The 15,383-nt window shown below is 29.2% G+C and carries 11 protein-coding genes and 2 pseudogenes; 2 read left to right on the top strand and 11 right to left on the bottom strand.

All coding sequences use genetic code 11. The features are described 5' to 3' along the window. Window positions 1–78: 78 nt before the first annotated feature. From SA378_RS03650 to SA378_RS03605, 11 genes and pseudogenes are all read right to left on the bottom strand, one after another. The gene (locus SA378_RS03650; RefSeq protein ID WP_318524627.1) at window positions 79–738 is read right to left on the bottom strand and encodes a hypothetical protein; all 660 of its coding nucleotides are present in this window, start codon (window positions 736–738) and stop codon (window positions 79–81) included. Continuing rightward, window positions 719–1,726: a DUF3991 and toprim domain-containing protein gene (locus SA378_RS03645; RefSeq protein WP_318524626.1), complete on the bottom strand. Its 1,008-nt coding sequence runs from the start codon at window positions 1,724–1,726 to the stop codon at window positions 719–721. Before SA378_RS03645 ends, SA378_RS03650 begins: the two co-directional genes overlap by 20 nt. 97 nt (window positions 1,727–1,823) lie before the next feature. Continuing rightward, window positions 1,824–2,519 carry a Fic/DOC family protein gene (locus SA378_RS03640; protein ID WP_318524625.1) on the bottom strand — a complete coding sequence of 232 codons (696 nt, stop codon included), beginning with the start codon at window positions 2,517–2,519 and terminating at the stop codon, window positions 1,824–1,826. Between the two features lie 4 nt (window positions 2,520–2,523). After that, window positions 2,524–2,700, bottom strand: a complete 177-nt coding sequence (locus SA378_RS03635; RefSeq protein WP_318524624.1) for a hypothetical protein — start codon at window positions 2,698–2,700, stop codon at window positions 2,524–2,526. Between the two features lie 472 nt (window positions 2,701–3,172). Further along, a pseudogene (locus tag SA378_RS03630) lies at window positions 3,173–3,880 on the bottom strand (Fic family protein); the annotation flags it as partial. Window positions 3,881–3,943: 63 nt separating this feature from the next. Continuing rightward, window positions 3,944–4,696 (bottom strand): Fic/DOC family protein, encoded by a 753-nt coding sequence (locus SA378_RS03625; RefSeq protein ID WP_318524623.1) that lies wholly within the window; start codon window positions 4,694–4,696, stop codon window positions 3,944–3,946. A 4-nt stretch (window positions 4,697–4,700) separates the two neighbouring features. After that, the gene (locus SA378_RS03620) at window positions 4,701–4,883 is read right to left on the bottom strand and encodes an antitoxin VbhA family protein (RefSeq protein ID WP_318524622.1); all 183 of its coding nucleotides are present in this window, start codon (window positions 4,881–4,883) and stop codon (window positions 4,701–4,703) included. Between the two features lie 102 nt (window positions 4,884–4,985). After that, entirely contained in the window at window positions 4,986–6,446 is a 1,461-nt protein-coding gene (locus tag SA378_RS11645) for a helicase-related protein (protein ID WP_412178669.1), read from the bottom strand. 3,581 nt (window positions 6,447–10,027) lie between these two features. Next, window positions 10,028–10,330: a TnpV protein gene (locus SA378_RS11640; RefSeq protein ID WP_412178668.1), complete on the bottom strand. Its 303-nt coding sequence runs from the start codon at window positions 10,328–10,330 to the stop codon at window positions 10,028–10,030. 834 nt (window positions 10,331–11,164) lie between these two features. After that, window positions 11,165–12,079 carry a ParB/RepB/Spo0J family partition protein gene (locus SA378_RS03610; protein ID WP_318524620.1) on the bottom strand — a complete coding sequence of 305 codons (915 nt, stop codon included), beginning with the start codon at window positions 12,077–12,079 and terminating at the stop codon, window positions 11,165–11,167. Further along, window positions 12,072–12,854 (bottom strand): ParA family protein, encoded by a 783-nt coding sequence (locus tag SA378_RS03605; RefSeq protein WP_318524619.1) that lies wholly within the window; start codon window positions 12,852–12,854, stop codon window positions 12,072–12,074. Before SA378_RS03605 ends, SA378_RS03610 begins: the two co-directional genes overlap by 8 nt. 119 nt (window positions 12,855–12,973) lie before the next feature. Here SA378_RS03605 and SA378_RS03600 point away from each other — a divergent pair. Together SA378_RS03600 and SA378_RS03595 are read left to right on the top strand one after the other, a co-directional pair. Further along, a pseudogene (locus SA378_RS03600) lies at window positions 12,974–13,144 on the top strand (manganese catalase family protein); the annotation flags it as partial. A gap of 411 nt (window positions 13,145–13,555) precedes the next feature. Then, entirely contained in the window at window positions 13,556–15,253 is a 1,698-nt protein-coding gene (locus SA378_RS03595) for a M3 family oligoendopeptidase (protein WP_318524618.1), read from the top strand. Window positions 15,254–15,383: the final 130 nt, after the last annotated feature.

Below are 15,383 nucleotides of genomic sequence, written 5' to 3'. Positions count from 1 at the left end.
GGAAAGCATGCTTAATTTGAACGGAATAGCTGCACAATTTAAGCGGAAGTAATGCACAATTTAGCCGGCTTAGGTGCACTATAAAAACGTAATATTCACAGCTTGATTAATTTTATCGTTTTGGCTTAAAGGATATACTTTTATAGGTATTAGCATTTGTATTTTGCTAAGATTAAAATCACTTTTATCATTATATAAAGAGCTAATACAAATCATCTTATTGTTTTTAACCAGGTTTAAATCTAATTGTTCATACACAAATTTGTCTTGTGGCATACTGATTGCTATTAAATCTGACATTTTTAATATTTCTTGCGTTGTAAAATCATTATCATTAGATGCATCAATTATTATGAAGTCATATGCCAATTTAAGTAATTCAATTATCTTATTATATTTTTTATTTATTTCAGTTCTGTTTTTACCTGTTCCTAGAATATCAAGGTTATCTGATATTTTATGTGTATAAACCAATACATCTTCTTTAGAATTAATATTGTTCATTTCACTTAAGAATAATAAGTCGTTCATTCCATTTCTAATAGGATTAGAAGTTATATAATCGGTAACATCAGTACTATCATTAAGGCTAAATATAACTGCTTTTTCTGTCTCATTCATCACGTGAGATAAATAAGAAGCATATAAGGCAATGTTTGTACTACATCCTTGACGTTTTACCGGAGACCAGAATGTTATAATTTTTGTATTGATAAAATCACCTACTTTGCGTGTCATATGAAATATTTTTTCTTTCAGGTAGCATATCTTTATTATTAGCAACCTTATAATTGCATAAATTATTGTCTATATCTTTTAATGATTTTCTGCTACTTTGAGCAACTAGCTCATCATTAAAATCTTTACCTTGCTTAGGTACTATTTTTGTTATTACATATCCTAACTTAGAATATTTTTCTTTAATTTTCAAAGCTGCTTCAATGCCAGCATCATCATTATCCAAACATATAATAATTTTTTTTATATTTGGATTGTCTTTCAAATACTGTTCAAGCTTTAAATCCGAAACACCTCCAAGAGAAATTCTATTTTGTTTATTATAGCTTGCTCCTCTTTGCTTTAATAATGTCGCATGGCTCATTGCATCTATTATTGATTCATAAACACAAACACTATTGTTTTCTGAAAGAGAATATAATTCTATATTAAAACTTTTATCAGAACCTGGTATTTCACCCTTGAATTTTTTAAACGTATTGGTGCCAATTTTTAAGCAATACTTTACTACCCCGTCTTTATCTCTTCCAAGAAAAACACAATTATTATGCTCTTTTTCTTCATATAGGTTTTTGTTATTTACCATATCGTTTATTATATCAACATCAATACAACGTGTTTTATTTAGGTATGCATACATTCTTCTATAGCTATTATTTTTCTCTGGCAATTCGCTTATTTTTTTGTTTTGGTGTTGCTCTTGAATATGTTCTTTATATTGTGGTTTACTTTCATCAATATCTTTTTCACCAAGTAGAGTTTGCATAGCTTCTTTAAAATTTTTACCTTCATATTCAATTAGAAAATCTAATGTACCACCTCCCATATTTTTTGAAAACCACTTCCATTTATTATTTGATATAACTAAGCTGTCATGCTCTTTTAGCCTAACATCTGTATGGCTATAAATAAGTTCATATCCTCTACTTTCAACATAATCTAACAAGGATATATTTTGTGCCTTTGCAATTTGATATTTTGTGTACATTACTTTTCTCCTCATTTTATTTTTAATAACAAAAAAGCAACAGTATTTTATTACTGCTGCCATGAAATATAAAACTCCTGTTCCATTGGAACAGAAGTTATCTCTCTTTATATTTTTCTATTTTTATATTTTTTATTAAAATAGATTTTAAACCAATAGATTCAATAAAGTCCATTTGCTCTTGATTAGAAATTGGCCTTACTATTTTTTTAAACATGTTTATATATTCTTCATGACCATTATTAAAAGCAAGCGAACTTAGTTCAATCATCTTTTTCTGAGTAATTTCTTCAAAATTTAATTCATATCCTGCTACTTTTGCTAGATATGACATGAACACCCTCTGGGAACGTCCATTTCCCTCTCTAAAAGGATGTAGCGCATTTATCTCACTCATATAAAAAGAAAATCTATCATAAATAGCATCTTTATCTGTATTAATAAGATAGTTTTCTTCCTTAAGTTTATAAAAAATATCACCTGCATAACTTTCAATATTTTCGCAATAACAAAATACATTTCCTTTTGAAATATTAACAGTTCTGATTTGACCAGCCCAATCATATATATCTTTAAAGATATAATAGTGTATATCTTTTAAATGTTTAAAATCGAGTTTTCCTTTTAAAGGTTCATTCTCTATTTCCAACATTCTTAATGAACCTCCTATTTTCCTTTCAGCTACGCTTAAATCATATTCATTTGTAATATTTAATTTGTTTTTTAAAACAGAAGAATTGGGATAACAATATTTCAAATCAATATCAAAGCTGTACAAATATTCATTAACCATATGTTTACACCTTTTTCACAGTGTATTTTTCCACAAGTTTTTTTACTTCATAATCAACTGTGGTTTTCCCAGTTAAACAATCCCTCATCCTAATTTTATCGTTATTGGTTAACGGCATTCCTTCAATTGATAGATTTGCATTAACATTAAGTATAATTTTTTCAATTCTTTTATCATCCATAATCATATCTCCAACCATTTATATTTTATCATATTTGAGCAAATTTATCTATAAAAACCTTAACTCCTTTTACTTCTGTCCCATTGGAACAGAAAAGTTGTTTGTTTTATGTATTCCCAAAGCAACATCCCAATCGTTCTTTTCCTTGTTTTTTAAACCACTCATAAAAGCCTCCACATTGATTATATTTTACCATATTTCATTAATATTATCTATAAAATAATCAATTTATTTAACTTCTTTTCCATTGGAACAGAAGTTATCTCTCTCTTGATTTATCTATACTATTTTTAATATCTTTATTGTTTTTTGGTTTATTATTGTGCTTATCTAAGTCTTGTTTTATATTATCCAATGTTTTTTTATTAACATCTTTTTCTGCCACTTTAATGGAATTGTTATTATGTGAACCTAAAGCTGATATTTTTTCTATCTTTGATTTTGTTATGCTATCTAAGTCTTCTAAGTAGTACTCACATAACAGCTTATACTTATCTTGCGCAGCTCCGCACGTTTCTTCTAAATATCCTTTTTCCGAATTGTATTCTTTTAGGCCTCGGTAATAAAAAAGTTTTTGAGTATCATCTATTACAAATGGATCAACGTCATTTTTCAAGCATTCTTTAAACATTATTAATCGCCCTACTCGACCATTACCATCTTGAAATGGATGAATACATTCAAATTTATAATGAAATTCAACAATTTCTTTTAATGTTATTTTTACAAGATTGTTGTACCATTGTAATAGTTTTTTCATTTCATTTGATACCTGTGACGGCGAAACTGTCTTAATTGAACCAACTGTATTAGCTTTTTTCTTATAATCGCCAATAGCAAACCATTCAATACGTTCAAATGATGTAGACCTTTTAATATATTCATGGTACCTTTTTATCATTTCTTCTGTCAATAGATCATCCACATTTTCAAGCATATAATCAAATACTTTGAAATGATTATGTGTTTCAATAATATCATCTACATTTAAAGCTTGATTATTTTCAAGTCCAATAGTTTTTGTTTCAAATATGTATCTTGTCTGTTCTTCTGTTAATCGACTACCCTCAATCCGATTGGTATTATAGGCAAACAGTACTTGTGTTTCGTGATATAAACTACCATTAAGTTTCATTTTCATTTGTTCAATCAATGTATCTTTTATAATATTCTGGCCCATAAAATCCTTCCTTCTCATAATAAGAAATAAAATCTTATAAAATATGTTCCAATGGAACAGAAGTTATCTTTCTTTATCTCTTTTATTTTTGACTTTATTATGTTCTATAGCAATATTTGTTTTATTATCTTCTATACAACTTTTAAGTTCTTCAAAAGTTTTTCTGTTAGATGTTTTTTGTTTATATGATTCAAATGAATCTTTAACTATTCGGTTTAAATAAGTGAAATTTCTGCTTATTCCTATGCCCTTATCTTCATATGAAGCAGCTACAAGTGCTTTTCTCAAATAGTCACTGTTATCCGTTAAAATTTCGTGTTTCAATGGAATATTTAATTTATTGGCTGCTTTGACAAAAAACATAATAGTTGTTCTAGTATTTCCTTCTCGAAAAGCGTGAGCTTTCCAAACATTTGATAGAAAATAAGTAAAATGAGTTACCATTTCATCAATACTCAACTTATTCCATTTTACTTTATTAAATTCTTCTAAATTTTTTATGATTTCCTTATCAATATTTTCAAATGATGAATACTTGAAATCAATTCCATTCAAAGCTATTTCAGATTTTTCAATATCAACAGTTCTCTGCTCTCCTGCCCATTCATAGATATCTTGAAAAATATATTTGTGAAAAGATTTTAAATGTTCATAATTATAATTACCCTTAATTAATATACCGTCTTCATCATCAATTATCTGTTTCATTCTGACTGTGGTAAATTCTTTTTCTATTTTCATTAACATTTCATAATCTTTTATATTTATTTTATTGATTAAAACATTTGTATCATCATACACATAAGGGTCTATCATAGAATCATACCTCCTGAGTATACTTGTTAGTAAGTTCAGTAATTATATCTTCAGTAGATATCTCTCCCCTTATTTCCTTTTCAATTAATGATTTAAATTCTTCACTAGGTGTATATTCATCAATCTTCTGCATATCTAATGCAGTTTTCCATGCTTTCGCACTTTTACTATTCGTGTTTATATCCATTGTGTTTTCTCCATATCACTTATATTATATTTTACCATATTTTATTGAATTTATCTATAAAAATCATATAAAATACTTCTGTCCCACTGGACCAAAAATATTTTACCTAGCATCATCATGATATTCTTTTTTTATACTATCAGTAATTTTAGGTGAATTATCTTTTTTGTATTTTTTAATTTTATCCTGTATATTTATCATTGATTTTCTTTCATTATTTTTATTACTACTAATTTCATTTTCGAAATCATCTTCTTCTGTTATAACCTCTCCTTCACCTTTATTCTTATTAATATCAAGAAGCTCATTAAGTTCGAACTGTCTTTTTGTTTTTTCAGCAAGTAACTGTTCATGTTCAAAAGGTCTCTCAAATTCTGATTTTGATTCATCCATGTTTCTATTATATTCAATAATTTTATCTTCCAGTCTGCCTATATTTGATTCAAGATTTTTTATAACATTTTCAAGTCTAACCATATTTCCATGAGGACTGTCACCAAGCTCTATTGTATAAGTACTGTTACCTTTTAATATCAACTCATTGGAACTCATGTGTTTTTTCTTTATGAATAAATCAAACCCGTTAAATTTTCCTATTTGTTTTCCTTCAGTTGATACTGCATTGTCTGATAATATTTTTATAATTTCTCCTGCATCTTCTCTGTTATCATAAGACTTATTATCTATAATTATCTCAAATTCTTCTTTCTTGTTTTGGTCTCTAATTTCAATATCTTTTTTAATATTATCTGCTCTTTGCTTAGCTTCTGCTATAAAACTAGGATATTTTGATTTAAAATTATCCTCCATCTTGTATTTATGATTATTATAGGCAGTTTTTAAAAGTGTCAGTCTTGCTACTTCATTATCGATGTCTATCTTTTCTTTTATATATGGATTGCCCGTTGCAAGTGCCTTTATTTCTGCATAGCTTAATACTGTTTCATCTACATCTTCACAGCTTCTTGCAACAGATTTTGATGTCATTATCTGCGAAATAAATTTTTGCTTATTTTCGACTATTGACCACATATATGCATCAAATGTATCTGTTGTAACGTATCGGTATATATTAACTTCTTCATTGGTATTGCCTTGACGTAGTATTCTACCTTCTCTTTGCTCTATATCTGATGGTCTCCAAGGCACATCAAGATGATGAAGTGCTACAAGTTTACTTTGTATATTTGTTCCTGTTCCCATTTTGGAAGTACTCCCTATAATTATTCTCTTTGATCCTCTTCTTAGTTCTGAAAACATGTTTTCTCTTTGTACCTCATTATTAGCATCATGAATAAAACATATTTCACTTTCAGGTATTCCTTGTTCTATTAATGTTCCTTTTATGTAGTCATATACTGAAAATCCTTGTTTCTTTCCTGTTGGTGTACCTATATCGCAAAATACTATTTGTGTCCCTTTTATATCGTTTGAATTTTTATATTCATCATATATGTTCTCAATACATTTATTAATCTTGGATGCTGGATTATTCTCAGCATTAGAGTCTAATAGCCTCGGATCTAATCCTAATTGTCTTGCTTCGTTTGTAACCTTGAGCATATTATCTTCCCAAGGCTTTACATTTCCATTTCTGATATCTTCTGCTCTGCTTGCAAATTCAGACATTATTTCTTTTGTTTCTTCAGTGGGTTCTGATATTATTATTTCGTATTTACCATCTTTAAGTTTTGGTACAGGAAGATTGAGCATATCCGGTGTTTGTATATCTGCTATATTTTTAAACATTGTCATAAGCTCTGGTAAGTTAACAAATTTAGCAAATCTATTTCTAAACCTATATCCAGTTCCTTCGGGAGCAAGTTCTAGAGAAGAGACAACTTCTCCAAAGTTTGAAGCCCAACTATCAAAATGATATATTCCCATTTTGTGCAGCTCTTTTTCTTCCAGATATCTCATCATTACATACAGCTCAACCATAGAGTTACTAATTGGTGTTCCTGTTGCAAATATTACATTTCTACCATTGTTTATTTCTTGTATATATTGAGATTTCATCAACATATCTGTAGATTTTTTAGCCATTGTGTTAGATATGCCTGCAACATTACGCATTTTAGAAAATATAGCACAGTTTTTATAATTATGTGCTTCATCAACAAACAAGCAATCTATTCCTAATTCTTCAAAGTTAATTACATCATCCTTTACAGTATCAGTAAGCTTTTTTAAGCTTTCCTCTAGTCGGAGTTTTGTTTTTTCCATTTGTTTAATTGCCCATTGCTCTCCGTTTTCTGATTTAATTTCACTTATTGATTCTACTACCTGATTTATTTGTTCATTAATCATTCTTTGCTGTCTTTCATTTGATATAGGAATTTTCTCGAATTGACTATGTCCTATTATTATTGCATCATAATTACCAGTAGCAATTCTACTGACAAATCTCCTTCTATTTTCTTTTTTAAATTCATCTTTACTTGTTATCAAAACATTAGCTGACGGATATAGCCTTAAAAATTCTGCTGCCATTTGTTCTGTTAGGTGATTTGGAACAGCAATCATACTCTTATTTGCAAGTCCTAGACGTTTCATTTCCATGCAAGAAGCAATCATTTCAAATGATTTTCCTGCCCCTACACAATGAGCCAACAAAGTATTTTCTCCTGATGTTATTACACGTGCTATTGCATTTCTCTGATGTGGTCTTAGTTTTACGTCCGGATTCATTCCGGGAAAAGTCAAGTAACTTCCATCAAATTCTCTAAGTTGCATATTATTAAACTTATTATTGTACAGTCTAACATATTTGTTTCGTCTATCTATATCTTTAAATATCCATCTTTTAAATTCTTCTTTTATAAGTCTTTGCTTTTCTTTAGCGAGCATTGTTTCTTTTCTATTTATTACATACTTTACTTTATCATCTTCTTCAAATCTATCTTTTACAGTTACACTTTTAAGATTTAATGTATCTTCTATTATGTAGTAAGCATTTATTCTATTTGTTCCATATGTTTCTTTAGCAGCAACTGAGTTTCCATCAACACCTTTATTGCTTATTGACCACGATGCATTAAAATCTCTATAGTTGACTTTAATTTCATCGCTATATCTTGAACCTGTGTTGTGGAAATATCTTGGAGTTTTTAACAATTCATAAATAAACTGTTCTATATCTTGAGAATCTATCCAAGTTGAACCAATCCTTACATCTATTTCACCGGCTTCAAGGTCTTTAGGCTGTGACTCTTCAAGTGCTTGAACATTTATGCTAAATATAGCATTTGATTTAGCATACACATGAGCTAATTTTAATTTTTCTCTTACGTTACCGCTTAAATAATCATCTTTTGTTTCCCAACCAGCTGTAATATCATTTTCATCATATTTTTGTGGATTAATATATATTATCCCCTTTAAATCTTCTATTACGGTATTTATATTTTTATTAGAAAGTTTAGCCATAAATTCAAGATCAACTTTACCTCGTTCATTCATACTTACTGTTAAGGCCTCAACTGCAGTATCGACCTTTTCAATTTTCTCATAATGACTTATTGTTCTTTTAGAGAATATATCTGCTTTAGTAACATTTTTATCTTCATCAACTATTTCTAATGAAGATAAAAGGGGGTAGTCATTGTCATCTGAAAATGCTCTTTTATTTGTTTTGTCTGATATATAGCCATATTGCTTTACAAAATTATCATATTTTTGATTTAATTCTTTTTGCATTTCTTTAAGATAATCATCAGTACAGCCTTCTAACTGTTCTGTAATTATCTGTCTTGTTGCATTTCTTATTTCATGCAACTTAATTATTCTTTCTTTTGTCTTGGCTTTTAGCTCCTTAAATTTCATAGATGCATTTTCTCTGTAATATATATTTCCGTCTATCACTGTAAAAGTAAAATTCTTCACGTTATAATCCGCAGGCAAATCTTTGTTTGCTTCATTTAAACTGTCATTATCCTTTTCAAAATTATTATATTTATTTATATCTGCATTAAGATTTGATACAGCAACTTTTAATGATTCTTCTATATTGAAATCTTCATCTTTATTAACTAAAGCTGTAACTTTACTGTTTTCTCCGAACATACCCTTTCTTTTTTCATCAAATACCATTTCTCCAAGCATCATGCTTGGATTATCTATAAAATATTTATTTACAGGTATACCATCATCGTTATGTAAAACATTAATCCATTCAGGCTCTTCTAAATTAATGCTATCTCTTTTTTGCAAGAATAATATATCTGTTGTTACATCCGTATTTGCAATTTCTTTAAATGTATCATTTGGAAGCCTGATAGCGCCTATAAGATCTGCACGTTCAGCTATATATTTTCTAACTGAATTGTCTTGTTTATCCATTGTTCCCTTAGAAGTAACAAAAGCAACAACACCACCCGGTCGAACTTTATCTATTGTCTTAGCTATAAAATAGTCATGTATAAATAAATTATATTTACTATATTCACTGTCATATACTTTATAATCTCCAAACGGAACATTACCTATAGCGACGTCAAAGAAGTTGTTTTGAAACTCCGTGTCCTGGTATCCTTTAATTTGAATATCTGCTTTCTGATACAGCTGCTTAGATATTCTTCCGGATATATCATCAAGCTCAACCCCATACAGTTTTGATTTTTCCATGCTTTCAGGCAGCTGTGAAAAGAAATATCCTACACCCATACTAGGTTCTAATATATTTCCTTTATTAAAACCGAAGTTATCAATAGCTGTATAAATTGATTTTATAACTTCTTTTGAAGTATAATGTGCATTTGGTGTGGATGCCCTTGCACTTTTGTATTCTTCTTCTGTTAGAATACTTTTAAGCTCATTATATTCATTGGCCCATGAATTCGATTTTTCATCAAATGCTTGGGGCATTCCTCCCCAGCCAGAGTATTTAGCTAATATACTCTGCTCTTCTGATGATGCTAACCTTGACTCTTGCTCAATGGCTTTTAATAGCTTAATAGCTTCTATATTATTTTTATATTTTGTTTTCAGTCCGCCTTCTATTTTGTCATCGTCTTTATACTTATAATTTATTTTTTCAATACTCTTTTCATTATCATCTTCTATTACACTTTTTTTAGGCAAAATAATAGAGCTGCCTAAGTCTTCATGCAGCTCTATGTCATTTAAAATATTAAATTGCTCAATTACCTTATTCGGTACACTATTTCCTTCAGTACTATCTCTTCTGCTTCTCTCTTTATCATGTCCCGGTGTTTGTAACTTTCGTATGCGTTCATTGGATCCGGTACTGGATCTATCTTTAGTTTCTGTTCCATTATATTGTCGAGTAGTTCGTTGGCTTCTTCGTTTACCTTCCTCATTATCTGCATCAGCTCCCCGTTGATAAACATCTCCGTATATCTCTGCTGATTTGTCTCCCTCAGATAACTCATTGCCATCATTCCATACTTGCCCAGTGGCTCTTGTTCCTCCTGATTCTCCTCCATTTCTATCTCCGGATACAATATTCCGTCTATCTCCTTGTATGTTAATTCTACTGGTTTCATTCTCCCTTTTCCTCTCTTCTATTATATTTTTCAACTCATTTTCTATATCTGATAATATTAACTGTGATGTATTTGCTACAGAACTACAAAGCTTTAATATTAGCTCCTTAGTGTTAAATTCAGTAATATATTTAAAATATTTTTCTCTGTTAATTTCTGTGTTTAGATTACATCTTGTTGATATTAAATACACCATGCTTTCTTGCAATGTTACTTTAAATTTTTCATTAGTACTATTATGTATTTCGTCAAATACTGTAAATTGTTTATCTTGATTATTAAAATCAGATATATATGATTTATATACTATTTTAGAATACTCTTTACATAAATACATAATCGTATTATCTAACGAATTTGAATCTGTATTATATTTGCTATTGAGCTTTTGATTTAACAGTAATTTATACGTATCATTCAGCACCCATGTCCTTGGATATGTCTTTTCAAAACCATTAGTATCTGAAACATCAAACAAATGCTCAATTTTAACTGGATTTTCTGTTGTATCAAAGACCTTTATTGCTTTTGCTCCTTTATTTATGTATCTCTTTATTTTGTTATTCCATATATTCATATCTGCGACAAATGTTGCTTCTGGTTTTTGTGCATATATGAGTATTTGAGTATCAAATCTGTGCTTCCAAATCCCTGATGAAAAATTTAAAAACTGTATCCAAACTTTATCTGATATTGTAAGTTGGGGTATTATTTCATCATAAATCTGTTTAACATTTACTATTCTTTTGTCCATTTTCTATTTTGCCTCCATTATTAATAACTGCTTGTTTCCAACAACTCAATTATCTTGTTAATAATTTCATCTTCACATATATCTTTATCAAAGTATTTTTTTATCTTAGCTAAAGGTATGGCAATTTTTTTATTACTTTTATTTTTATCAGACAGCACTTCAAGAATTACCTCTAAACTTAATTGCCCTATTTCTCCTTCCTTTATTTTTAAAGTTTCTGCCTGCTTTAAACTTATTTTTATATTTTGATTTCTTATAAGGGATTCAATTATTTTTTGGCTTTCTGAAGAAAGATATGAAATTTCTATAGAAGGCCTAAATGCTAAAATATTTTTATCTACCATATCTAGTAATTCATCAATAAGATAATTTAGTCTTATGTATCTCCGAATTTGTGATGCAGAAGTATCGTTATTTTTAGCAACCTCTTCTCTGCTTGTTTCAACATATGTTCCAATGGAACATATGTCTATATCTTTTTTCTTACCCTGTCTCTTTAAAGCATCTAATTGCATTTTATAGGCTTTTGCTCTTTCTGAGGGGAGAAAGTCTTGTCTTTGCATAAAGTTAGCTTCTGCAACTATTATTTGAGCTGTATCATCATCTACATTCTTTATAATGGTAGGAACTGTTTCAAGACCTATTATCTTAGCTGCATTTACTCTGTTATGACCGCTCAAAAGTTCTAGCTCTTCCTTATTTTCAATTTCTCTCGCTATTACTGGTGAAAGAATTCCATATTCTTTGATACTTTCTACCATATCATTCAATTTATCACCTTCGTATAATTTAAATGGATGGTTTTTAAAAGGAATAAGCAAGTATGTTTTGACTTGTTTTATATCTTTGTCATTATTATTTAAATCAGGTTTACCAATAATGTCGCTTATTAAATCTTGACCTTTTAATTTCTTATTTAAATTTAATTTACTCATTCCCTAGCACTTCCCTTGCTAGTAATTCATAAGATTTTGCAACTTCACTATTTGGATTGTATGTAAATATACTTACCCCTTGTGATGGAGCTTCAGCTATTTTAGTTGATACAGTTATCTTATTCTTAAATACCTTAATATAATCTCCATATGTTTCACTTATAGCACCAAATACTTCTTTGCTCAAATTTGTACGTTTATCATACATTGTTAAAAGTATTCCTTCTATTACTAAGCTCTGATTGATTTGAGCTTTTATTCCAGTTATTGTCTGTATTAACTGCTCCATTCCACGCATTGATAAATATTGAGATTGTACCGGTATAATTACACTATCCGATGCTACAAGAGCGTTTATAGTAAGGTTTCCTAGGGATGGCAAGCAATCTATAAGTATAAAGTCAAACATGTCTTTAAAATCTTTTATAATGTTCTTTAGGATATTTTCTCTATTCAATGTATTTAACATTTTAACCTCAATACTGGATAAACCAATATCAGAAGGTAATAGGTAAATTCCTTCTGTTTCTATAAAATATTTATCTGTATCTATTTTGTAATTGTAGTTATTTATCCTATTTTCAATTAAATTTGTAATTGTATTATTAAGATCATCAGGTTCATATCCTAATGACATTGTTAAATTTGCCTGTCCATCTAAATCTATTAATAGAACCTTTTGTTTTAGCATGGCTAGACTAATGCCAAGACTAATTGCTGTAGTAGTTTTACCTACTCCACCTTTTTGATTTGCTATTGATATAACTTTACTCATATGTATCTCCTTCTTTTTTATAAAATAAAAAAACAGCTACAAAGTCTATAGCTGTCTAATTTGTAATATTTTTTTGATTTGTTTTATCTCTTGTTACATGTTGTATTTATAAGTGCGTAGCAGAACAAAAAGCAAGGGCAACTTATGAAAATTTAATTCTTTTAACTGATGATCCTCTTGTAAAAGATACTCTTAGATGGTTAAGAGAAAGAGAAATCGTCCACTTCCAAAGATTTGGAGAAGGTTTGAGGTTAGTAGAAGAATATACTGCAAACAGGAGATATTTTTAATAATTTTTGTACACCGACTTAATAAGTAACACAATAAAGGTGCCGCGTGAAACCACTAAAAAATTTATGTTTTTAGTAGTTTCTATGAATAATCGATTTGATAGGCCATTTAGAATTAATTTTAAAATTCTAAATGGCTTTTTATCATATTTTTACAGTTTTAATAATTAACAATCAAAGATTTATTTAAATCTTTAGTACTCATAATGCATATACATTATTCAAGAAAAAACTTAAACTCATATGAATATATTCTATAGACTTCATCTTTTAAACTACTATTTCTTGCCTTTTATATGCAATTATTAGAAAACCTCTGCAGCAAAATTAATTTTTACAAATAATATGTATTTTAAAACAATCTTGTGTTAATATATTTATATAGAAAAATTTTAATTATGGGAGGTTTTTATGAAATTTAGTGAATATGAGTATGTTCGCCCTGATGTTGAAACTGTCAAAGTTCAATACTCTGAATTGATTGAAAAGTTTAATAATTCTAAAAATGCAGATGAACAATTCAAATTAATTAATGAAATAAATAATCTATCGAAAAACATAGACACAATGGTAAATTTAGTTGCTGTACGCCACTCAATAAATACAGCAGATGAATTTTATGATAAAGAAAATGAATATATGGACAATGCATCACCACATTTTCAAGGTTTTACTGTAGAATATTACAAATCTTTAATTAATTCAAAATTCAAAGAAGAACTTAAGGAAAAAATAGCACCTCAATATTTTACTATGGCAGAAATGGAAATAAAGTCTTTTTCTGACGAAGTCCTAAATGATCTTCAGGAAGAAAACAAGCTGCAAAGTGAATATGACAAGTTAATATCTTCAGCAAAAATAAATTATGACGGCAAAATATTAAACTTATCTCAAATGCAGCCATATATGCAATCTTTAAACAGACCAACGAGAAAAGAAGCTTATGAAAAATACAGCGGTTTTTTTGAAGAAAATATTGATAAATTCGACGAAATATTTGACAAAATGGTCAAAATAAGAAATAAAATTGCAGTTAAGTTAGGATACAAAGACTTCGTAGAATTAGCTTATATAAGAATGCACCGTTCAGAATACAATGCTAAAGATGTTGAAAAGTACAGAAATCAAGTTTTAAAATACATAGTTCCATTATCTGTGGAATTAAGAAAACGCCAAGCCAAACGATTAGGAATAAACAACTTTAAATACTATGATAAAGATTTGAGTTTTACCTCCGGCAATGCAAAACCAAAAGGTAACAAAGACTGGATGGTAGATAAAGCTAAGCAAATGTACAGCGAACTTTCCCCTGAAACTAAAGAGTTTTTTAACTACATGATTGAAAATGATTTATTTGACTTGGAAACAAAACCAAACAAACAGTCAGGGGGATATTGCACTTACATTCAAAATTATAAATCACCTTTCATATTTGCTAACTTTAATGGAACATCCGGCGATGTTGATACATTGACTCACGAGGCAGGCCATGCATTCCAAGTTTATGAAAGCAGTGATATTGATATTCCTGAACTTATTTTTCCGACACTGGAAGCGTGCGAAATACACTCCATGAGCATGGAATTCATAACTTGGCCTTGGATGAATTTATTTTTTGAAGAAAATGAACTTAAATATAAATTTTCTCATCTATCTGATGCAGTACTTTTTATTCCTTATGGTGTTACAGTTGATGAATTTCAGCACAGAGTATATGAAAATCCAAATTTAAATCCTGAAGAAAGAAGAGCTGTATGGAGAGAAATAGAGAAAAAATATCTCCCATGCATTGACTATGAGAACAATAAATTTTATGAAAAAGGAGGATATTGGTTCAAGCAAGGGCACATATTCGGCAATCCTTTCTACTATATAGATTACACATTAGCACAGGTGTGTGCTTTCCAGTACTGGGTTAAATTTAACTCAGGTGACAGGAAAAAAGCATGGAATGAATATTTGCACCTTTGTAAAGTTGGAGGAAGCAAGCCTTTCCTTGAACTGCTAAAAGAAGGAAATCTTCAAAGTCCTTTTGAAGATTCAACTATTGAATCTGTTATCGAACCAATAAGAAATTGGCTTGATTCTGTAGATGATGCAAAGCTGTAAACGTAAATGGGACTATTGCATTAGTGATTATTATCGTGTCGTTCTGAGGGATTTATCCCGAAGAATCTCATGATTTCAACATATGCAACAGTCCCTTACATTTTCCTGAATTCAATACACCAAAATTAAG

Origin of the sequence: Sedimentibacter sp., assembly GCF_033447055.1 — a bacterium.
Taxonomy (GTDB): Bacteria; Bacillota; Clostridia; order Tissierellales; family Sedimentibacteraceae; genus Sedimentibacter.
This window is presented reverse-complemented; position numbering and strand designations above follow the sequence as displayed.